Below are 20011 nucleotides of genomic sequence, written 5' to 3' on the forward strand. Positions count from 1 at the left end.
TTGTAATTTTACTACTTGCAAGGATGGGGAACGGCCACTAAGGTAGCGCTGTCTCAGGATGCAGGCAATGTAATCTTTGGTAGCTGCCGCTACACGCGTGCTGCCAGGCGTCCATACTGCGTAAGGACAAGACCAATAACACCGGGGAGGTGGCTGTTCGTCAGCGACGAGACAGCGCTACCTCACCCCGCAGGAGGTACTGATGAATTCTCCCCTGTCCGCCATCGTGGTGATGGGCGTGGCCGGTTGCGGCAAAAGCTGCATCGGTGCTGCCATCGCTGCCCGAAGCGGCGGTCGCCTGATCGAAGGCGACGCTTTCCACCCTGCCGAAAACATCCGCAAGATGAGCGCGGGCATCCCCCTGGACGACGCCGACCGCGCCGGCTGGCTGGTGCGCCTGGGCGAAGAGTTGCAAACCATCAGCCAGGCCGGCGAACGCCCGATCCTGACCTGCTCGGCGCTCAAACGCCGCTACCGGGAAACCCTGCGCCAGGCCATGCCTGGGCTGGTGTTCGTTTTCCTCGAACTGTCGGCTGCCGAAGCCGAAAAGCGCGTGCTGGCACGCCCTGGGCATTTCATGCCGGCCAGTCTGATCGACAGCCAGTTCGCAGCCTTGGAATCGCCCCGTGGCGAGCCCCTGACCCTGGCCCTGGACGCTACCCAGCCCATCGAAGCCCTGGCCGAAGCGGTAGACCGCTGGCTAAAGCGCTGCGGTGAGCAGGGCCTGGCGCAGACCGCCTGACCCAGCGGTTTACCGGCTCACCAAAGACAGCGCTACCCGACCCCGCGAAAGCGCGGAAAGTTCCCAAAACGCTACGCCAAAACAACGATAAGACCGAGGCCTTGAAACCATGTTCGGACTGGCTACTGATACCTTCCTGTTGCTCGACGCGCTCGTGACGATCGTCGGGCTGATCCTGCTGATCACCCACTTCAAGGTTCACCCCTTCGTCGCCCTTACCCTGGCGGCCGGCTTTCTGGGCCTGACCTCCGGCATGCCGGTGGCCAAGGTCATGAAGTCGTTCCAGGACGGCTTTGGCGGTGTGCTGGGCTTCGTCGGCATCGTGCTCGCCCTGGGCACCATGCTTGGCAAACTGATGGCCGACTCCGGCGGCGCCGACCAGATCGCGCAAACCCTGATTCGCGCCTTCGGCAAGAAGAACGTGCACTGGGCCATGATGTTCGCCGCTTTCCTGGTGGGCATTCCGCTGTTCTTCGAAATCGGCTTCGTGCTGCTGATTCCACTGGTGTTCATCGTGGCCCGGCGCTCCGGGGTTTCACTGGTGAAAATCGGCATTCCATTGCTGGCCGGCCTGTCGGTCGTGCATGGCCTGGTACCGCCGCACCCGGGCCCGTTGCTGGCGATCGGCATCTTCCACGCCGACATCGGCAAGACCATTTTCTACGGCCTGATCGTGGCGCTGCCTACCGCCATCATCGCCGGCCCGCTGTTCGGTAACTTCATCTCCCGCTACATTCCCGGCAACCCGTCGCAGGAGCTGATGGACCAGATCGCCAAGGAGTCCGACCAGGGCAACCTGCCGAGCTTCAGCATCACCCTGATCACCGTGCTGCTGCCGGTGGCCTTGATGCTGCTGAAAACCTTCGCCGACGTGGTGCTGCCTGCCGAGCACATCGTGCGCCAGTGGATGGACCTGATCGGCCACCCGATCACCGCCCTGCTCGCTGCCTTGCTGCTGGCCTTCTACACCTTTGGCTCGGCCCGCGGTTTCAACCGCCAGCAAATCATGAAAATGCTCGACCAGAGCCTGGCGCCAACCGCTGCGATCGTGCTGATCGTCGGTGCCGGCGGCGGTTTCAAGCAGATGCTGGTGGACACCGGGGTGGGCAATGTGATCGGGCAAATGGCCGTGCAAGCGGAAATTTCGCCGATCCTGCTGGCCTGGCTGGTAGCGGCGGTGATCCGTATCGCCACCGGTTCGGCCACCGTCGCGACCATCACCGGCGCGGGTATCGTGGCACCGGTGATCGACCTGGTACCGGGGGTGAACCGTGAGTTGCTGGTGCTGGCCACCGGCGCCGGGTCGCTGATCCTGTCGCATGTGAACGACGCCGGCTTCTGGCTGGTGAAGCAGTACTTCAACATGACCGTGGCCGAAACCTTCAAGACCTGGAGCATGATGGAGACGATTCTTTCCATCGTCGGCATCATCTTCATCATGTTGTTGTCGATGGTGGTGTAACCGCTGATCGGAACAATGAGCGCAACAATGGCACGTTAGCGCCACGGGTGGGGCCGAAAAGGAGTACGCCCCACCCGACGCAATGGAGACTGCCATGAACCGCTCAAGCGTGCTGCTGATTGCCCTGCTCGCCTCGCCACTGGCGCTTGCCGCCGGCACTGGCCCGACCTACCCCGACGACCCGCACAACAACGCGCCGCAGCCCGGCGTGGACAGCACCCTCAACCCGATCGAAAAACCCATGCCGCGGGATACCGACCCGCGCATCAAGGGCAATGACCCGGACAGCCCGCCAGCCCAGCAGAACGACAGTCGTGACTTGCCAGGCATGGACGGCACAGGGTCCGAAGGGACCGGTGGTGCCGACGCAGGCGGCGCTGGCGGCAGCCAACGCTAAGCCCGTGGCAGCGGGCCCTGGCACCGGCTTCGGGTGCAGGCCCGCACCCTCGATTCACCACCCGCTGATCCCGACCTATCATTCAGCGTGATAATAGATTTCGGCCCGTTCGATTCGTGCCTCTCGCGCAAGACACTCACACTCCGCCCATCACTAATACATTGGCGGAGTTCTCCATGGAACAATCACTCAAACCCTTGCGCTTCCCCCTCGCAGCCCTGGCTGTGGTGGTGATCAGCGCTTGCGGCCGAACCCCCGACGCCGTGCAGGCTCCCGCCGCGCCGAAAGTCACCGTGGCCAAGGTGATCGAGCAACCGATCAATGAATGGGACGAGTTCACCGGCCGCCTCGAAGCCCCGGAAACCGTCGAGGTGCGCCCGCGGGTGTCCGGCCAGATCGACCAGGTCGCCTTCACCGAGGGCGCCCAGGTCAAGAAAGGCGACCTGCTGTTCCAGATCGACCCACGCCCGTTCCAGGCAGAAGTCCGCCGCCTCGAAGCCCAGTTGCAACAAGCCAAGGCCACCGCCATCCGCAGCGCCAATGAAGCCCGCCGTGGTGAGCGCCTGCGCGACAGCAACGCCATTTCCGCCGAGCTGGCCGAATCGCGCAGCAGCGCCGCTGCCGAAGCCCGGGCCGGGGTCGACGCCATCCAGGCTCAACTGGACCTCGCCCGCCTGAACCTCAGCTTTACCCGGGTTACCGCGCCGATCAGCGGCCGGGTCAGCCGCGCCGCGTTCACGGCCGGCAACATCGTCAGCGCCGACGTGACCCCGCTGACCAGCGTGGTCTCCACCGACAAGGTCTACGCCTACTTCGACGCCGACGAGCGCGTGTACCTCAAGTACACCCAGCTGGCGCGCGAGGGCCAACGCGGCCAGAGCACCCCGGTGTACCTCGGCCTGACCAATGAAACCGGCACCCCTCACCTGGGCCAGATGAACTTCGTCGACAACCAGGTCAACCCGCGCACGGGCACCATCCGTGGCCGCGCCGTGTTCGACAACCGCGACGGCCAGTTCACCCCGGGCCTGTATGCCCGGCTGAAGCTGGTGGGCAGCGCCCAGTACGACGCCGTACTGATCAACGACGAGGCCGTGGGCACCGACCTTGGCAAGAAGTTCGTGCTGGTCATGGACAAGGACAACAAGGCCGCCTACCGCGCTGTGGAACTGGGGCCAAAACTCGAAGGCCTGCGCATCGTGCGCAGCGGCCTGGGCAAGGACGAGCGCATCGTGGTCAAGGGCCTGCAGCGCGTACGCCCGGGTTCGCCGGTAACGCCGCAGGAAACCCAGATGGCCAGCGAGCAGACCCTGGCCGCCCTCGCCCAACAGCGCCAGGCCTTGGAGGCCAGCAACCCGGCGCCCAAAGTGGCGGGCAACAACGTGAAAAACGCCAGCGCCCAGGCGCCACGCGGTTAAGGGACCAGACCGATGAACTTCTCCAAATTCTTCATAACCCGGCCGATCTTCGCCGCCGTGCTGTCGCTGGTGCTGCTGATTGCCGGCTCGATCTCGCTGTTCCAGTTACCCATCAGCGAATACCCCGAGGTAGTGCCGCCAACCGTGGTGGTACGCGCCAACTTCCCGGGTGCCAACCCGAAAGTCATCGGCGAAACCGTGGCTGCGCCGCTGGAGCAAGCCATTACCGGTGTGGAGAACATGCTGTACATGTCTTCCCAGTCCACCGCTGACGGCAAACTGACGCTGACCATCACCTTCGCCTTGGGCACCGACCTGGACAACGCCCAGGTGCAGGTGCAGAACCGCGTCACCCGCACCCAGCCCAAGCTGCCGGAAGAAGTAACCCGCATCGGTATCACCGTCGACAAGGCCTCGCCCGACCTGACCATGGTCGTGCACCTGACCTCGCCGGACAACCGCTACGACATGCTCTACCTGTCCAACTACGCCATCCTCAATATCAAGGACGAGTTGGCACGCCTTGGCGGCGTGGGTGATGTGCAGCTGTTCGGCATGGGCGACTACTCGCTGCGCGTCTGGCTCGACCCGAACAAAACTGCTTCGCGCAACCTCACCGCCAGTGACGTGGTCGCAGCCATTCGCGAACAGAACCGCCAGGTCGCCGCCGGCCAGTTGGGCGCCCCGCCCGCCCCGGGTTCGACCAGCTTCCAGCTGTCGATCAACACCCAGGGCCGCCTGGTCAACGAGGAAGAGTTCGAGAACATCATCATCCGCGCCGGCGCCGACGGCGAAATCACCCGGCTGAAAGACATCGCCCGGGTCGAGCTCGGCTCCAGCCAATATGCCCTGCGCTCGTTGCTGAACAACCAGCCGGCAGTGGCACTGCCGATCTTCCAGCGCCCAGGCTCGAACGCCATCGAGATCTCCGACGAAGTACGGGCAAAAATGGCCGAGCTGAAGAAGGACTTCCCCGAAGGCATGGACTACAGCATCGTCTATGACCCGACCGTGTTCGTGCGCGGCTCCATCGAGGCGGTGGTGCACACCCTGTTCGAAGCGCTGGTGCTGGTGGTGCTGGTGGTCATTCTGTTCCTGCAAACCTGGCGCGCCTCGATCATCCCGTTGCTGGCGGTGCCGGTATCGCTGATCGGCACCTTTGCGGTCATGCACCTGTTCGGCTTCTCGCTCAACGCCCTGTCATTGTTCGGCCTGGTGCTGGCCATCGGTATCGTGGTGGACGACGCCATCGTGGTGGTGGAAAACGTCGAGCGCAATATCGGCTTGGGCCTCAAACCCCTGGAGGCGACGCAGAAGGCCATGGCCGAAGTGACCGGGCCGATCATCGCCACCGCCTTGGTCCTGTGTGCGGTGTTCGTGCCTGCTGCCTTCATTTCCGGCCTGACCGGGCAGTTCTACAAGCAGTTCGCGCTGACCATCGCCATTTCCACGGTGATCTCGGCATTCAACTCGCTGACCCTGTCACCGGCGTTGGCTGCCGTACTGCTCAAGGAACACCATGCGCCCAAGGACCGTTTCTCGCGGTTACTGGAAAAACTCCTGGGCAGCTGGCTGTTCGCCCCGTTCAACCGCTTTTTCGACCGTGCCTCGCACCGCTACGTGGGCGGCGTGCGCCGGGTCATTCGCTCCAGCGGCATCGCCCTGTTCGTGTACGCCGGCCTGATGGGCCTGACCTACCTGGGTTTCTCGTCTACCCCCACCGGCTTCGTACCGGCCCAGGACAAGCAATACCTGGTGGCCTTCGCCCAGTTGCCCGACGCCGCCAGCCTCGACCGCACCGAGGCGGTGATCAAGCGCATGAGCGAAATCGCCCTCAAGCAACCTGGCGTGGCCGACTCGGTCGCCTTCCCTGGCCTGTCGATCAACGGCTTCACCAACAGCCCGAACAGCGGCATCGTGTTCACCCCACTCAAGCCGTTTGACGAGCGCAAGGACCCAAGCCAGTCGGCTGCCGCCATCGCTGCCGCGCTCAATGCCCAGTTCGCCGACATTCAGGACGCCTACATCGCGATCTTCCCGCCACCGCCGGTACAAGGCCTGGGCACCATCGGCGGCTTCCGCCTGCAGATCGAAGACCGCGGCAACCTGGGCTACGAAGCGCTGTACAAGGAAACCCAGAACATCATTGCCAAAAGCCACGAGGTGCCGGAGCTGACGGGCCTGTTCACCAGCTACCAGGTCAACGTGCCGCAGGTCGATGCTGCCATCGACCGGGAAAAGGCCAAGACCCATGGCGTGGCGATCAGCGACATCTTCGACACCCTGCAGGTCTACCTGGGCTCGCTGTACACCAACGACTTCAACCGCTTTGGCCGCACTTACCAGGTCAACGTCCAGGCTGAGCAGCAGTTCCGCCTCGATGCCGAGCAAATCGGCCAATTGAAGGTGCGCAACAACCTGGGCGAGATGATACCGCTGGCGACCTTCCTCAAGGTCAGCGATACCTCCGGGCCGGACCGTGTGATGCACTACAACGGTTTCATCACCGCTGAAATCAACGGTGCCGCAGCGCCCGGCTACAGCTCTGGCCAGGCCGAGGCGGCCATCGAAAAACTGCTGAAAGCGGAACTGCCCAACGGCATGACCTTCGAGTGGACCGACCTGACCTATCAGCAGATCCTGTCGGGCAATACCGCGCTGTTCGTCTTCCCGCTGTGCGTGCTGCTGGCCTTCCTGGTACTGGCTGCCCAGTACGAAAGCTGGAGCCTGCCGCTGGCAGTGATCCTGATCGTGCCGATGACCCTGCTGTCGGCGATCACCGGTGTGATCGTATCGGGTGGCGACAACAACATCTTCACCCAGATCGGGCTGATCGTGCTGGTGGGCCTGGCGTGCAAGAACGCGATCCTGATCGTCGAGTTCGCCAAGGACGAACAAGCCAAGGGCCTCGACCCGCTGGCTGCCGTGCTGGAAGCGTGCCGCCTGCGGCTGCGGCCGATCCTGATGACCTCCATCGCCTTCATCATGGGTGTGGTGCCGCTGGTCTTCAGCTCGGGTGCAGGCTCGGAAATGCGCCATGCCATGGGTGTGGCGGTGTTTTCCGGGATGATCGGCGTGACCGTATTCGGCTTGTTCCTCACCCCGGTGTTCTTCTTCCTGATCCGCCGTTTCGTCGAGCGTCGCCAGGCCCGCAAGGCCGAACGCGTGCAAGTGCTGGAGAACCACGCATGAACCTGCTCAAACCCCTGACGCCAAGCCTGCTGGCCCTGGCCCTGGCCGCCTGCGCGGTCGGCCCGGACTACCAGGCCCCCGCCACCGCACCTGCCCCGCTGGGCGCTGATGCGCAGGCCAAGGCCTATGACCGCAGCCACTTTGAAAGCTTGTGGTGGAAGCAGTTCGACGACCCGGTACTGAACCAGCTGGTGCAGGCTTCGTTGACCGGCAACCGGGATCTGCGCGTGGCCTTCGCCCGCCTGAAGTCGGCCCGCTCGATCCGTGAAGACGCCGAGAACGACCCGTTCCCGGTGGTCACCAGCCGTGCCAGCAGCGATATCGGCAAAGGCCAGGTTCCTGGCCAGACCGAGCAACGGGTGAACAGCGAACGCTATGACCTGGGCCTGGACATGGCCTGGGAGCTGGACCTGTTCGGCCGCATCCAGCGCCAGATCGAAGCCAGTGAAGCGCAGGAAGCGGCCGCTGCCGCCGACCTGCAGCAGTTGCAGGTCAGCCTGATCGCCGAACTGGTCGATGCCTATGGGCAATTACGCGGTGCACAGCTGCGCGAGAAGATTGCCCTGGCCAACCTCAAGACCCAGCAGCAATCGCGCAGCATCACCGAAACCCTGCGCGACGCCGGGGTCGGCAACGACCTCGACGTGGTGCGCGCCGATGCCCGCCTGGCCGGGGTCGAAGCGACCGTGCCGCAACTGCAGGCCGAACAGGCCCGGGCGCGGCACCGCATCGCCACTCTCCTCGGCCAGCGCCCCGACGCCCTCAGCGTAGACTTGTCGCCCAAGGCGCTACCGGCCATCGCCAAGGCGCTGCCGGTGGGCGACCCCGGCGAACTGCTGCGCCGCCGCCCGGACATTCGCAGCGCCGAACGCCAGCTGGCAGCCGCCACGGCCAACGTCGGCGTCGCCACCGCCGACCTGTTCCCGCGGGTCAGCCTCAGCGGTTTCCTGGGCTTTACCGCCGCGCGCGGGTCGCAGCTCGGCTCATCGGCGGCCAACGCCTGGGCCTTGGGCCCCAACATTACCTGGGCGGCGTTCGACCTGGGCAGCGTGCGGGCCCGCCTGCGCGGGGCCAAGGCCGACGCCGAAGGCGCCATGGCCAATTACGAGCAACAGGTGTTGCTGGCACTGGAAGAGTCGGCCAACGCCTTCATCGACTACGCCAAGACCCAACAACGGTTGCTGTCGTTGATGCGCCAGAGCGAAGCCAGCCGCAAGGCGGCGCAACTGGCCTCGATTCGCTATCGCGAGGGGACCGTGGACTACCTGGTACTGCTCGATGCCGAACGCGAACGGTTGAGTGCCGAAGATGCGCAAGCGCAAGGCGAGGTCGAGCTGTACCGCGGCATCGTTTCGATCTACAAAGCCCTGGGTGGCGGCTGGCAACCGCAGACCGTGGCCAGCGCGCACTGACCCCAGGCACGACCATGGCCTGTGGCGCCACCACCGTGTGGCCGCCACCGGCCAGGCGGTAGTACCCGGCCCGGCTCAGCGCAACGCGTCCTGCACCCACTTGACCCAGCAATCGGCGCCGATCTTCACCAACGCATCGTTGAAGTCATAGTAAGGGTTGTGCACCGAACACCCATGGAACTCGCCGGTGCCGTTGCCGAGCATGAAGTAACAGCCTGGCCGCGCCTGCAGCATGTAGGCGAAGTCTTCGGTACCCATGACCTTTTTCGGCAGCTTGTCCAGCAGTGCGCCATCGGCGAACAGCGGTCGCAGGCTCTCGCGCAGCAGCGCACTTTCTTGCTCGCTGTTGCACAACGCCGGGGCCAGCTGGGTAAACTGCACATCGATCTCAACGCCAAAAGCTTGCGCGTGGCCCCTGGCCAACGCCTCTATCCGGCTGTTGATCTTCTGCTGGGTCTCGGCCGTGTCGGTGCGCACGCTCAGCAGCATGCAGGCCTCGTCGGGGATGATGTTGTACACCGTACCAGCCTGGATCATGCCGATGCTGATCACAGCATGGTCGTCGACACTCAGGTTGCGCGACTTGATGGTCTGGATCGCACCGATCAGGCTGTGCAACGCCATTATCGGGTCTACCGACAGTTCCGGCATCGCCCCATGGCCACCTTTGCCGGTGATGCGAATGCTGACCCGCTGCGAAGAGGCCATGGTCGGCCCGGCCTGTACCACGCACGTGCCCACCGGCAGGCCGGGCATGTTGTGCAGGGCATACACCGAATCACACGGGAAGCGTTCGAACAGCCCGTCGTCGATCATCGCCCTGGCGCCGGCCAGGCCCTCTTCGTCCGGCTGGAAGATCAGGTTCAACGTGCCGTTGAACTGGCGGGTAGCCGCCAGTTGCGCTGCAGCCGCCAGCAGGATTGCGGTGTGCCCGTCATGACCGCAGGCATGCATTCGCCCGGGCACCTTGCTGGCATGGACGAAAGCGTTCTTCTCGGTCATGGGCAAGGCGTCCATGTCGGCACGCAAACCGATACTGCGCGGGCTGTCACCCACCTTCAGCACCCCCACCACCCCGTGCCCACCCACCTGCCGATGCACCGTATAGCCCAGCGCCTGCAGTGTGTCGGCTACCAGCGCCGCCGTTCCCGGGGTGTCGCCGCCTATCTCCGGCGCGGCGTGGATCTGCCGGCGCAGCATGACAAACGCATCGAGCGCTGCAGTTGGTTGCAACGGCTGATCACTCTGCAAAGTACCCATGTCACTCGCATCCTTTGTTTTCAGGGAAGTAGTTGAGGCAGACCAGGCTGACTGCACCACCGGCCAACAAGAAGTAGGCCGGGGCCAATGGCGTACCCAGCGCAGCGATCAGCCAGGTGGCCACCAACGGTGAGAACCCCCCAAACAGGGTTACCCCCAGGCTGTAGCTGACCGAAGTGCCGAAAGAGCGCTGCGCCTTGGGGAACCCCTCCATCATCAGGGCAAAGAACGCACCGGCGCCCATGCAGGTGGGCAGGATCAGCACCGCCACGCACATCATTGCCAGCCCCATGTGCTGGATATGCCCGAGCAGGTAGAACACCGGCAGGGTCAGCACCACCGGCGTGGCGACCGTCCATACCAGCAGGCGCTTGCGCAGTTGGTGCTTGTCGGCGAACTTGCCCGCCAGTGGGCAGATGAGCGCCATGCAGCCGCTGCTGATGCAGGCGATCGCCATCGCGCTGCCTGGCGGGTAATGCAAGGCGGTGGTCAGGTAGGTGGGCATGTAGAACACGAACAGGTACATGCCGATGGTCGAGCTGGCCATCAGGCCAATGCCCAGGGCGATTCGCTTGAGCAGGACGGCATCCAGCACCGGCTCGCCTGAACGCGCCGCTTCGGCGGTATGGGTTTCCGGCAACCGCGTGCGAATGTACCAGCCGACCGGGCCGATCAGCAGGCCGAAAATGAACGGGATGCGCCAACCCCAGCTTTCCAGCGCGTCCGGCTCGAGCCATTGGCTGAGCGCCAGACCGAACCCTGCCCCCACCAGGGCGGCATAGCCCTGGCTGGCCGCCTGCCAACTGACGCTCTGGCAGCGCTTGCCAACAGCGCTGGACTCCATCAGGAACACCGATGCGGTACCGATCTCGCCGCCGGCCGACAGGCCCTGAATCAGCCGACCGGCCACCAGCAGCAGCGTGGCGCAGATACCGATCTGCGCATGGGTGGGGGTGAACGCGATCAATGCCGTACCCAGGGTCATCAAGCCAATCGTCAGCGACAAGGCCGCCTTGCGCCCATGCCGGTCGGCGTAACGGCCAATGACCATGGCCCCGACCGGCCGCATCAGAAAGCCGACGCCGAAGGTGGCCAGCGACATCAACAGCGAAGCCATTGCCGAATCGGACGGGAAGAAATGCTTGCCGATCAATACAGCGAAAAAGCTGTAGATCGTGAAGTCGTACATTTCCAGCGCATTGCCCAGCGAGCAGGCAATCAAGGTTTTACGCGAGGACGATGAGTGCGCACTGCAAGGCGCATCCGCCTGCAGAACTGGCGGTGCGGGTAGCGGTGTTGTCATTGTTTTTCTCCGTTGGCGAATCGCGGCGTGCAACGAATATCGGCCAATCGGGCAGTCAATACACTTGCAGTTTCGGCAATTGGTTAACCCGGGGTTAATCAGCCCAGCGCCCTGGGGTCGGCACCCCGACAGGCATGCAACCGATGCTGCAGGCGTTGCCCGATGGCCGCAGGTCAGCCGTTGCCAAGGGCATGAGCACCGGTCATGCGCCACCGCAAAGGCGCCCATTGGCTTAACCAAACGGCATGCACTGGCCGAATAAGCAATCACACTGCAACGGGTTATTCACCGACGCTACAGCCACCCCATCATCGTGCTGGCCTGGAGTCGTGAATGAACACTCGCACTACATCGTTGCTGTTGATGATCCAAAGCGCTTGCCTGGCCGCTGAGGCACAGGCAGAGGGCTTTCCGGCACTCGCCCGGATCGCGCCTGGTTTCGGTTATTACGGGGTGGACTACGGCTTTGATGACACGTTCAAGGTCTACGGCACCGTGGACGCCTTTGCCAGCTACCACGACTCGCAGCGGCACGCGGGCTTCAGGCTGGCCGGCGGCGGTGCCTGGACCAACAAGCTTGGGCTGTATGCGCGCAAGGGGCTAAGCGCTGACAGCGCGCTGGAACTGATCGCCGAAGAAGGCTTCAACCTCAATGGCCAGGCACTGGAAGGCAGCTGGGACACTGTCGGCAGCCTGCGCCTGGCGGCTGTGGCCCTACGTTCGAAAAGCCTGGGTAAACTGGAGTTCGGCAAGACCTACAGCATGGGCACCCCCACCTACGCCGACCCGTTCCTGGCCACATACGGCTCGCCCTACACCTACCTGGCCCTGCCAGCAGCCGGCAAGGGCGCCTATTACCTGGACCTGCGCCCCAAGCACACACTGGCCTACACCACCCCGAACCTGAACGGTTTCAGCCTGGGCACGGCAGTGAGCCTTGGTTTCGACGATGCCGCCAGCCAGGGGCGCACCCTGCGAGGCGGTGGCGCGCGCCTGCAATACCGCAACGAGCGGGTGATGCTGCTGGGCTCCTACAACCTGTACTACAGCGACCCATGGGACGACGCTGGCAACACGCGCCAGACCGCCAACCGCTACAAGAGCCTGTCGGCGTTCTACGACTTCGGCCCGCTGGCCACCAGCCTGACCTGGCAACGCCAGGACGTGGACCAGGCCGGCAGCCCCAGCACCACGTTGATCACTGCAGGCGCAATGGTGCCGGTTGGCGAACGCGATGTGCTACGCCTGGCAATCATGCAACGCCAGGTCACCGCCAAGGACCAGGACGCCTTCGCGGCAATGGTTGGCTACGACCACTTCGTGACCCCGCGCTGGGCCGTGTATGGTCGGGTCGGCCTGATCGCCAACCAGCCCGCTTCGGCGGTCACCTACGCAGGTACCCCGCTCGAGCAAGCGGGCGACGACCCGGTCAACGTCGCGCTAGGCATGTACTACCACTTCTGACGCCCCTGCCCGGGCTTGCCTCAGCACCCGCCCGCGCAAGCTGTGATACAGCTCCTGCGCAGGTGTGGTGAGGCTATGGCGGTCGATGCAAACCAGGTTGATCGGGTAATCCGGGATCAGCTCTTGCACCGGCATGACCACGAAGTCGCTGCCAATGCCGTACCTGAAACTCTGGTCCACCGCCAGTTGGCTGATGGTCATCAGCGCCTCGGTATTCTGCAGCAGCTTGAGCGCCATCATTACCGAGGTGCACTCCACGGTATTTTGCGGCACGGGCAGGCCGTTGGCCTCGAACAGCTGGTGAAACTGCGAAGCCTGATCGGCCAATTCGTCTAGGCTGATCCAGTGGGCGTACTGCAATGTGCGCAGCGATTTGCTGAACTGCTGCTGGTTCGACACATGGCAGATCACGCTGCCCTTGATGCTGCCAAGCGCCTCCCAGTCCAGGCTCAGGCGGCTGAGCGGCTGCTGCGATGTGATGGCGAAGTCCAGGCTGCCATCGCGCAAACGTTGCAGGATCTGGCTAGGGCGCAGGTCGGTGATGGTGAGTTTGACCCGCGGGTATTTACGCCGGAACGCCAGGATACTTTCATCCACCCCGTCAAGCATGGCCGTGAGCGAGGTGACGCCGATCGACACCGCGCCCAGCGTGGCGTCCTGGATGCTCGCCGCTTCGAGCTGCAGGCGGCGAATACTTTCGACCACCAGGTTGGCATGGCGGATCACGCGCTTGCCTTCCTCGGTCAGGGCCATGCCCTTGGGTGAGCGTTGCAGCAAAGCGAAGCCCACCTCGCGCTCCAGCTCCTTGATCGAACGGCTCAGGGCAGGTTGGGTAATGTGCAGGAGCTTGGAGGCTTCGAGGATGCTACCGGCATTGTGAATGGCGACAAGCGCCCGGAGCTGGTGAAGTTTCAACCGTCTTTACCTTGTGCGCTGCTGGTGACGCTGGCCAATGGCAGAAGCGTTCGGGCCCTGGGTGCAGGCGCCAGCATGGTTGTTGGACGGGTACAGGTTCACGTCGGGCAGTCGCTCGCCAACTTTGCGCATTGCAGCATCCTGGGTCAGTGGGTGGCCGAGCGGCTATGATGCCGCAGGTCAGCCAGCCAGGTACACAACTGCCTGTACAGGCACCTGAGCGTCTGCGCCACTCACAGGCGCAGTATGGCGTGCTCATGGTCGATGGCGGGCACCGGCACCTGCCCACGCCGCACGACCAGCCATTGGCGCATGCGCTCAGTGTCGAAGATCTGCCCCTCTTCCATCATCAACAGGATCAGCGACTGGGACATTCGGTAACACCCGCATTGGGCACAGCGCCGCTCCTCCCATCCAAGGGTGCATTCGACGGAATCCGCGTGCCCTGCGCAAATCAGACAACTCATGTTAGCCCCCTTTCTTGTTCTTCCGTGGAGGTGATGGAGGTAGTGCAGTAGGTGGAGACTGGACTCCCGACTAACATGGGATATTCATGCCAACTTGAAAATTCCGTACCTTTAGTCTGGAAAGTTGCGAGCAAGATCACAGGGCCAACCGCCCGCGCTCGACCGCATACACAAGCTTTCCTTCCCGTTGCCTACTCCCGACACCCCAGCATCATGAGCGGTTCTAAATCATTAGTGATTTATCTTCAATATCATTCATGTAGGGATCCTGCCTAGAATACGGCCTGAACACGGACATCACGTCGCTCGCGCCATGGCAATAGTTGCCTGCTTGCACTACCCAACGGCACGAGCCAGGCATCAGGACACCGTACAACATGGCTTACGCACCGCAATTCACTGTGCAGCGCATCGCTTTCGACGAGCACTACCAGCCCGGCGAAAACACCCGCATCACCACCAATTTCGCCAACCTGGCGCGGGGGGAAAACCGCCAGGAAAACCTGCGCAACACCTTGCAGATGATCGACAACCGCTTCAACGCCCTGGCGCACTGGGACAATACTTATGCAGACCGTTACAGCGTAGAGCTGGATATCATTTCGGTGGAACTGCACCTGCACAGTGAACAGCGCAGCAGCGGCCTGCCGATGATCGAGCTGTTGCAGACCCATATCGTCGACCACACCACCAACCGCCGTATCAACGGCATGGTCGGTAACAACTTTTCCTCGTACGTGCGGGACTACGACTTCAGTGTGTTGTTGCTGGAACACAACAAGGGTCGGCCAAGCTTCAGCACGCCGGACAACTTTGGCGAACTGCATGGCAAGCTGTTCAAGTGCTTCATCAACTCGGCCACCTACAAGGCGCACTTCGACAAGCCGCCGGTCATCTGCCTGAGTGTGTCGAGCAGCAGGGTTTACCACCGCACTGAAAACCAGCACCCGGTGCTGGGCGTGGAGTATCACCAGAACGACCACTCGCTGACCGACGAATACTTCAGCAGGATGGGGCTCAAGGTGCGCTACTTCATGCCGCCCGGCAGCGTGGCGCCATTGGCTTTCTACTTTGCCGGTGACCTGTTGGCCGACTACAGCAACCTGGAGCTGATCAGCACCATCAGCACCATGGAAACCTTTCAGAAGATCTACCGCCCCGAGATCTACAACGCCAATGCGGCAGCCGCAATGGCCTACCAACCGAGCCTGCAGCACCAGGACTATTCGCTTACACGCATTGTCTACGACCGCGAAGAGCGCAGCCGCCTGGCGCTCGAACAAGGCAGGTTTGCCGAGGAGCGCTTCGTCAAACCGTACCAGACCACCCTGGAGCAATGGTCCGCTCAATACGCCGGCTGATCACCTCAACGCACAAGGTAACCGCTGATGAACACGCTACTTCCCACCTCCACTGCCGGCAGTTTGCCCAAGCCTACCTGGCTGGCGGAGCCTGAAACACTCTGGTCACCCTGGAAATTGCAGGGCGCGCAGCTGGCCGAAGGCAAACAGGACGCCTTGCGCCTGGCCTTGCAGGAACAGCAGCACGCGGGCATCGATATCGTCAGTGACGGCGAACAGACCCGCCAACATTTCGTGACCACGTTCATCGAACACTTGAGCGGGGTCGATTTCCAGCAACGCCAGACCGTGCGCATTCGCGATCGCTACGACGCCAGCGTGCCCTCGGTGGTGGGTGCTGTCGCGCGACAGGCACCGGTGTTCGTCGACGATGCCAGGTTCCTCCGCCAGCAAACTGCCCAGCCAATAAAGTGGGCGCTGCCGGGCCCAATGACCATGATCGACACGCTGTATGACAGCCATTACAAAAGCCGGGAAAAACTGGCCTGGGAATTTGCCAGGCTACTCAACCAGGAAGCACTGGAACTGGAAGCGGCGGGCGTCGATATCATCCAGTTCGACGAACCGGCGTTCAATGTGTTCTTCGATGAGGTCAACGACTGGGGCGTGGCCGCCCTGGAGCGCGCCGTTCAAGGGCTCAAGTGCGAAACCGCGGTGCACATCTGCTATGGCTACGGGATCAAGGCCAACACCGATTGGAAACAGACCCTGGGGGCGCAATGGCGGCAATATGAACAGGTGTTCCCGACGTTGCAGCAGTCGAGCATCGATATCATTTCGCTGGAGTGCCACAACGCCCATGTGCCGATGGAACTGCTTGAGCTGATTCGGGGCAAGAAGGTCATGGTCGGTGCCATCGATGTCGCCAACCCTGCCATCGAAACGCCCGAAGCCGTGGCCGACACCCTGCGCAAGGCGTTGCAGTTCGTCGACGCCGACAAACTCTACCCCTGCACCAACTGCGGCATGGCCCCACTGCCGCGCGCGGTCGCCAGCGGCAAGCTCAAGGCGTTGAGCGCCGGTGCTGCCATCGTTCGCCAGGAACTGACCGCCAACGCGGGTTGAGGTGTTGAACCGCCTGCCTAGCCTGGCCGGCATGGCGGTACGCACCAACTCGGTTCAAAAAACGCGGCTGCACACCAGGCGCCCTGTTTTGATGCATGCCGGCCGGTCAGCCGGCCGCCACCTCACCCCGCCTGGACCAGGCGCCGCCCAGCAAAACCGCTGCCCACCGCCCATTCCCTGGCCTGCCCGGCACTGCACCGGGTTTTCGGCACTTTCATTGCAATGCTGGTTGGTGAACGGAATGCACCCGCAACCCAACGCGACCGAGGCTGAAGACACCCCCACTTACCAGCAAGGCAGCACCCTGAAAGACGCAGATGAACGGCAATGAAGCTGCCGGTAACGGCGGCAAGGAGTGGGTATGTCCCGGGCTTTTTTCAATGAAATGTACGACGCGAACGGCAGCTGCCGCCCGCACTACCAAGAGTTCGCCCGCTGGCTGGCGAACACCCCGCTGGAGCTGCTGGAGCAGCGCCGGCGCGAGGCCGACCTGCTGTTCCACCGCGCCGGTATCACCTTTACCTTGTATGGCGACAAACAGGACACCGAGCGGCTGATCCCCTTCGATATCATCCCGCGCAGCATCCGCGCCAGCGAGTGGCGTACGGTCGAGCGCGGCTGTATCCAGCGCGTGCAGGCCCTGAACCTGTTCCTGGAAGACATCTACCACGACCAGCGCATCCTCAAGGCCGGGATCATCCCACCAGAGCAGGTCCTGGCCAACGAGGGTTATCAGATCGCCATGCAGGGCCTGGACCTGCACCGGGGCCTGTATGCGCACATCGCCGGCGTGGACCTGGTGCGCGATGGCGATGGCAGCTATTTCGTGCTGGAAGACAACCTGCGCACCCCCAGTGGTGTCAGCTACATGCTCGAAGACCGCAAGATGATGATGCGCCTGTTCCCCGAGCTGTTCGCCGCCCAGCGCATCGCGCCCATCGACCACTACCCCAACCTGCTGCTGGACACGCTCAAGAGCGCCAGCCCGCTGGATAACCCCACCGCTGTGCTGCTTACCCCAGGGCGCTTCAACAGTGCCTATTTCGAGCATGCCTTCCTGGCCCGCGAAATGGGCATCGAGCTGGTCGAAGGCGCCGATCTGTTCGTGCGCGACGAGCATGTGTACATGCGCACGACCGCCGGCCCGCAACGGGTCGATGTGATTTACCGCAGGCTGGACGACGACTACCTCGACCCCCTCTCGTTCAACCCCGACTCGATGCTGGGCGTGCCCGGGCTGATTTCGGTGTACCGCGCCGGCAACGTAGTGCTGGCCAACGCGGTGGGCACCGGCGTAGCCGACGACAAGTCGATCTACCCCTATGTCGCCGACATGATCCGCTTTTACCTGGGCGAGGAGCCGATCCTCAACAACGTACCGACGTGGCAGTGCCGCAAGCCGGCCGACCTGTCCCATGTACTGGCCAACCTGCCCGAACTGGTGGTCAAGGAAACCCAGGGCTCCGGCGGCTACGGCATGCTGGTCGGGCCCGCCGCCACTGCCGCGCAGATCGAGGACTTCCGCGCCCGCATCAAAGCGCGTCCACATGCCTATATCGCGCAACCGACCTTGTGCCTGTCCACCTGCCCGACCTTCGTCGACAGCGGCATCGCGCCGCGGCATATCGACCTGCGCCCGTTCGTACTGTCGGGCAGCGAAACCCGCCTGGTGCCAGGCGGCCTGACCCGCGTGGCGCTGAAGGAAGGCTCGCTGGTGGTCAACTCGTCACAAGGTGGCGGTACCAAAGACACCTGGGTGGTGGAGGACTGAACCATGCTTTCGCGAACTGCTTCTGATCTGTACTGGATGTCCCGCTACCTGGAACGTGCGGAAAACCTGGCGCGCATGCTCGAGGTCAGCTACTCGCTGTCACTGATGCCGCAGGCGGGGCGCAGCGACGGCCATGCCGAACTGGCCATGTCACTGTTGGCCTCGGGCACGCTCGACGACTACATCCGTCGCCACGCCGAGCTCGACACCGAGCGCATGCTGCATTTCTTCGCCCTCGATGCCACCAACCCCGGCAGCATCTACTGCTGCCTGCAGGCGGCCAGAACCAACGCCCATGCAGTGCGCGGGCGGATAACGGCGGACATGTGGGAGAACATCAACGCCACCTGGATCGAAATGCGCAACATTGCCAGCAACGGGCTGGGCCGCTACGGCATCAGCCAGTTCTGTGACTGGGTCAAGGAGCGCTCGCACCTGTTCCGCGGCGCCACCTCCGGTACCATCATGCGCAACGATGCCTACAGCTTCATTCGCCTGGGCACCTTCCTGGAACGGGCCGACAACACCCTGCGGCTGCTCGATGCGCGCTATGAAATGTTCGGCGAGGCCTCCGACGAGGTCAGCGACGACTCGGCCAGGGGTTTTTACCAGTGGAGTGCCTTGCTGCGCGCCCTGACCTCCTACGAAGCCTTCAATGAAATCTACCGCGCCGCGCCCAGTGCCGGGCCGGTTTCCGAATTGCTGTTGCTGCGCGTCGACGTGCCGCGCTCGCTGCATGCCTGTATCGAGGAGCTGGACCAGATCCTGGCCGGCCTGCCTGGCAGTACCGGGCGAGCGGCCCAGCGGCTGGCCGCCGAGCTCAACGCGCGGCTGCGCTACACCGCCATCGACGAAATCCTCGACGCCGGGCTGCATCCCTGGCTCAGCGATTTCATCGGCCGCGTCAACCAACTGGGCCAGGCGGTCCATCACTCCTACCTGGAGGTTGTATGAAACTGTCCATCCGCCACGACACCACCTACAGCTACGCCAGTGATGTGTCCAACAGCATTCAGTTCCTGCGCCTTACCCCGCGCAGCAGCGAACGCCAGCGCATCGTCGAATGGCAACTGGACCTGCCTTGCAAGGTGAAGAGCCAGATCGACCCGTACGGCAACATCCTGCATGTGCTGACGCTGGACAAGCCCCATGGGCACCTGGCCCTTACTGCCAGCGGCCAGGTCGAAATCGACCCGGCCTGCGAACAGGAGGCAGCCTGCCAGTCACCCCTGCCGTTCTTGCGTGGCAGCCACCTGACCCTGGCCGATGACGCGCTGGTGGCCTTCGCCGCCCAGCAATGCGGCACGCACCGTGACCGCGCCGCATTGATCGACCTGATGCAGGGGCTGGCCGAGCGCATGCCCTACAGCCCAGGGTCGACCTCCGTCGGCACTACGGCCAGCGAAGCGTTCAATGCCGGTGCGGGCGTGTGCCAGGACCATACCCATGCCTTCCTGGCCTGCGCCCGTAGCCTGGGGGTGCCGGCCCGCTATGTTTCCGGCTACCTGTGCACCGAGGATGAACAGCACCTGGCCAGCCATGCATGGGCCGAAGCCTGGGTCGACGACGCCTGGTACAGCTTCGACATCACCAACCGCCTGACCCGGCCCGAGCGGCACCTGAAGCTGGCCGTGGGCCTGGACTACCTCGACGCCTGCCCGGTCAGGGGCGTGCGCCGCGGGGGTGGCACCGAGTCCATGCAAGCCAGTGTTCACGTGCATCGCCAGTGACGCCTGGCCCTCAAGCCAGCCTTGCTGCGCGCCTGCAGCAAGGCCACTACCT

General features: G+C 63.5%; 17 protein-coding genes. 12 read left to right on the forward strand and 5 right to left on the reverse strand.

All coding sequences use genetic code 11. The features are described from left to right. The first annotated feature begins 202 nt into the window (after positions 1-202). The 6 genes from AACG97_RS14580 (at position 203) to AACG97_RS14605 (ending at position 8623) form a co-directional block, all read left to right on the forward strand. On the forward strand, positions 203-742 hold the full coding sequence (locus tag AACG97_RS14580) for a gluconokinase (protein WP_009682299.1): 540 nt from the start codon (positions 203-205) through the stop codon (positions 740-742). A gap of 109 nt (positions 743-851) precedes the next feature. Further along, positions 852-2204, forward strand: coding sequence for a GntP family permease (locus tag AACG97_RS14585; RefSeq protein WP_029885131.1), 1353 nt, complete (start codon positions 852-854; stop codon positions 2202-2204). 94 nt (positions 2205-2298) lie between these two features. Further along, positions 2299-2601 carry a hypothetical protein gene (locus AACG97_RS14590; protein ID WP_029885132.1) on the forward strand — a complete coding sequence of 101 codons (303 nt, stop codon included), beginning with the start codon at positions 2299-2301 and terminating at the stop codon, positions 2599-2601. Positions 2602-2777: 176 nt separating this feature from the next. Next, the gene (gene mexE / locus AACG97_RS14595) at positions 2778-4019 is read left to right on the forward strand and encodes a multidrug efflux RND transporter periplasmic adaptor subunit MexE (protein WP_009682303.1); all 1242 of its coding nucleotides are present in this window, start codon (positions 2778-2780) and stop codon (positions 4017-4019) included. A gap of 12 nt (positions 4020-4031) precedes the next feature. Next, positions 4032-7211: an efflux RND transporter permease subunit gene (locus AACG97_RS14600; protein ID WP_125854659.1), complete on the forward strand. Its 3180-nt coding sequence runs from the start codon at positions 4032-4034 to the stop codon at positions 7209-7211. Further along, positions 7208-8623: an efflux transporter outer membrane subunit gene (locus tag AACG97_RS14605; protein WP_225786397.1), complete on the forward strand. Its 1416-nt coding sequence runs from the start codon at positions 7208-7210 to the stop codon at positions 8621-8623. The genes AACG97_RS14600 and AACG97_RS14605 overlap by 4 nt, the downstream gene beginning before the upstream one ends. A 75-nt stretch (positions 8624-8698) precedes the next feature. On the opposite strand, the gene AACG97_RS14610 is transcribed toward AACG97_RS14605, so the two are convergent. After that, complete coding sequence (locus tag AACG97_RS14610; RefSeq protein ID WP_197885257.1) at positions 8699-9883, reverse strand: M20 aminoacylase family protein; 1185 nt, start codon at positions 9881-9883, stop codon at positions 8699-8701. A gap of 1 nt (position 9884) precedes the next feature. After that, complete coding sequence (locus tag AACG97_RS14615) at positions 9885-11186, reverse strand: MFS transporter (RefSeq protein WP_177433794.1); 1302 nt, start codon at positions 11184-11186, stop codon at positions 9885-9887. A 333-nt stretch (positions 11187-11519) separates the two neighbouring features. On the opposite strand from AACG97_RS14615, the gene AACG97_RS14620 reads away from it, so the two are divergent. Further along, a complete protein-coding gene (locus AACG97_RS14620) occupies positions 11520-12650 on the forward strand; it encodes a porin (protein ID WP_125854656.1) in 1131 nt (376 codons plus the stop codon). Here AACG97_RS14620 and AACG97_RS14625 read toward each other — a convergent pair. The 3 genes from AACG97_RS14625 to AACG97_RS14635 all read right to left on the reverse strand — a co-directional run bounded on the left by AACG97_RS14625 (position 12627) and on the right by AACG97_RS14635 (position 13939). After that, entirely contained in the window at positions 12627-13565 is a 939-nt protein-coding gene (locus tag AACG97_RS14625; protein WP_125854655.1) for a LysR family transcriptional regulator, read from the reverse strand. The genes AACG97_RS14620 and AACG97_RS14625 overlap by 24 nt on opposite strands. 6 nt (positions 13566-13571) lie before the next feature. Continuing rightward, entirely contained in the window at positions 13572-13697 is a 126-nt protein-coding gene (locus tag AACG97_RS14630; protein ID WP_263975082.1) for a hypothetical protein, read from the reverse strand. Positions 13698-13798: 101 nt separating this feature from the next. Further along, positions 13799-13939, reverse strand: a complete 141-nt coding sequence (locus tag AACG97_RS14635; protein ID WP_009682311.1) for a hypothetical protein — start codon at positions 13937-13939, stop codon at positions 13799-13801. A 470-nt stretch (positions 13940-14409) separates the two neighbouring features. Between AACG97_RS14635 and AACG97_RS14640 the strand changes: the two genes are divergently transcribed. The 5 genes from AACG97_RS14640 (at position 14410) to AACG97_RS14660 (ending at position 19959) form a co-directional block, all read left to right on the forward strand. Beyond that, positions 14410-15393, forward strand: coding sequence for a DUF1852 domain-containing protein (locus AACG97_RS14640; RefSeq protein ID WP_197885259.1), 984 nt, complete (start codon positions 14410-14412; stop codon positions 15391-15393). A 27-nt stretch (positions 15394-15420) separates the two neighbouring features. Further along, positions 15421-16458, forward strand: coding sequence for a methionine synthase (locus AACG97_RS14645; protein WP_029885138.1), 1038 nt, complete (start codon positions 15421-15423; stop codon positions 16456-16458). 361 nt (positions 16459-16819) lie between these two features. Beyond that, positions 16820-18229, forward strand: a complete 1410-nt coding sequence (locus AACG97_RS14650; RefSeq protein ID WP_029885140.1) for a circularly permuted type 2 ATP-grasp protein — start codon at positions 16820-16822, stop codon at positions 18227-18229. Between the two features lie 3 nt (positions 18230-18232). After that, positions 18233-19183: an alpha-E domain-containing protein gene (locus tag AACG97_RS14655; protein ID WP_009682316.1), complete on the forward strand. Its 951-nt coding sequence runs from the start codon at positions 18233-18235 to the stop codon at positions 19181-19183. Continuing rightward, entirely contained in the window at positions 19180-19959 is a 780-nt protein-coding gene (locus AACG97_RS14660) for a transglutaminase family protein (protein ID WP_029885141.1), read from the forward strand. The genes AACG97_RS14655 and AACG97_RS14660 overlap by 4 nt, the downstream gene beginning before the upstream one ends. Positions 19960-20011 lie beyond the last annotated feature (52 nt).

This window comes from Pseudomonas sp. Nvir (genome assembly GCF_963778085.1).
GTDB lineage: Bacteria > Pseudomonadota > Gammaproteobacteria > Pseudomonadales > Pseudomonadaceae > Aquipseudomonas > Aquipseudomonas juntendi.

What these genes read in the sequence shown, in the direction of transcription:
- AACG97_RS14580 (WP_009682299.1), top strand. Translation starts at nt 203, where the DNA reads ATGAATTCTCCCCTGTCCGCCATCGTGGTGATGGGCGTGGCCGGTTGC.
- AACG97_RS14615 (WP_177433794.1), bottom strand. Translation starts at nt 11,186, where the DNA reads ATGACAACACCGCTACCCGCACCGCCAGTTCTGCAGGCGGATGCGCCT.
- AACG97_RS14660 (WP_029885141.1), top strand. Translation starts at nt 19,180, where the DNA reads ATGAAACTGTCCATCCGCCACGACACCACCTACAGCTACGCCAGTGAT.
- AACG97_RS14645 (WP_029885138.1), top strand. Translation starts at nt 15,421, where the DNA reads ATGAACACGCTACTTCCCACCTCCACTGCCGGCAGTTTGCCCAAGCCT.
- AACG97_RS14650 (WP_029885140.1), top strand. Translation starts at nt 16,820, where the DNA reads ATGTCCCGGGCTTTTTTCAATGAAATGTACGACGCGAACGGCAGCTGC.
- AACG97_RS14610 (WP_197885257.1), bottom strand. Translation starts at nt 9,883, where the DNA reads ATGGGTACTTTGCAGAGTGATCAGCCGTTGCAACCAACTGCAGCGCTC.
- AACG97_RS14655 (WP_009682316.1), top strand. Translation starts at nt 18,233, where the DNA reads ATGCTTTCGCGAACTGCTTCTGATCTGTACTGGATGTCCCGCTACCTG.
- AACG97_RS14640 (WP_197885259.1), top strand. Translation starts at nt 14,410, where the DNA reads ATGGCTTACGCACCGCAATTCACTGTGCAGCGCATCGCTTTCGACGAG.
- AACG97_RS14635 (WP_009682311.1), bottom strand. Translation starts at nt 13,939, where the DNA reads ATGTCCCAGTCGCTGATCCTGTTGATGATGGAAGAGGGGCAGATCTTC.
- AACG97_RS14590 (WP_029885132.1), top strand. Translation starts at nt 2,299, where the DNA reads ATGAACCGCTCAAGCGTGCTGCTGATTGCCCTGCTCGCCTCGCCACTG.
- mexE (WP_009682303.1), top strand. Translation starts at nt 2,778, where the DNA reads ATGGAACAATCACTCAAACCCTTGCGCTTCCCCCTCGCAGCCCTGGCT.
- AACG97_RS14600 (WP_125854659.1), top strand. Translation starts at nt 4,032, where the DNA reads ATGAACTTCTCCAAATTCTTCATAACCCGGCCGATCTTCGCCGCCGTG.
- AACG97_RS14605 (WP_225786397.1), top strand. Translation starts at nt 7,208, where the DNA reads ATGAACCTGCTCAAACCCCTGACGCCAAGCCTGCTGGCCCTGGCCCTG.
- AACG97_RS14585 (WP_029885131.1), top strand. Translation starts at nt 852, where the DNA reads ATGTTCGGACTGGCTACTGATACCTTCCTGTTGCTCGACGCGCTCGTG.
- AACG97_RS14630 (WP_263975082.1), bottom strand. Translation starts at nt 13,697, where the DNA reads ATGCGCAAAGTTGGCGAGCGACTGCCCGACGTGAACCTGTACCCGTCC.
- AACG97_RS14620 (WP_125854656.1), top strand. Translation starts at nt 11,520, where the DNA reads ATGAACACTCGCACTACATCGTTGCTGTTGATGATCCAAAGCGCTTGC.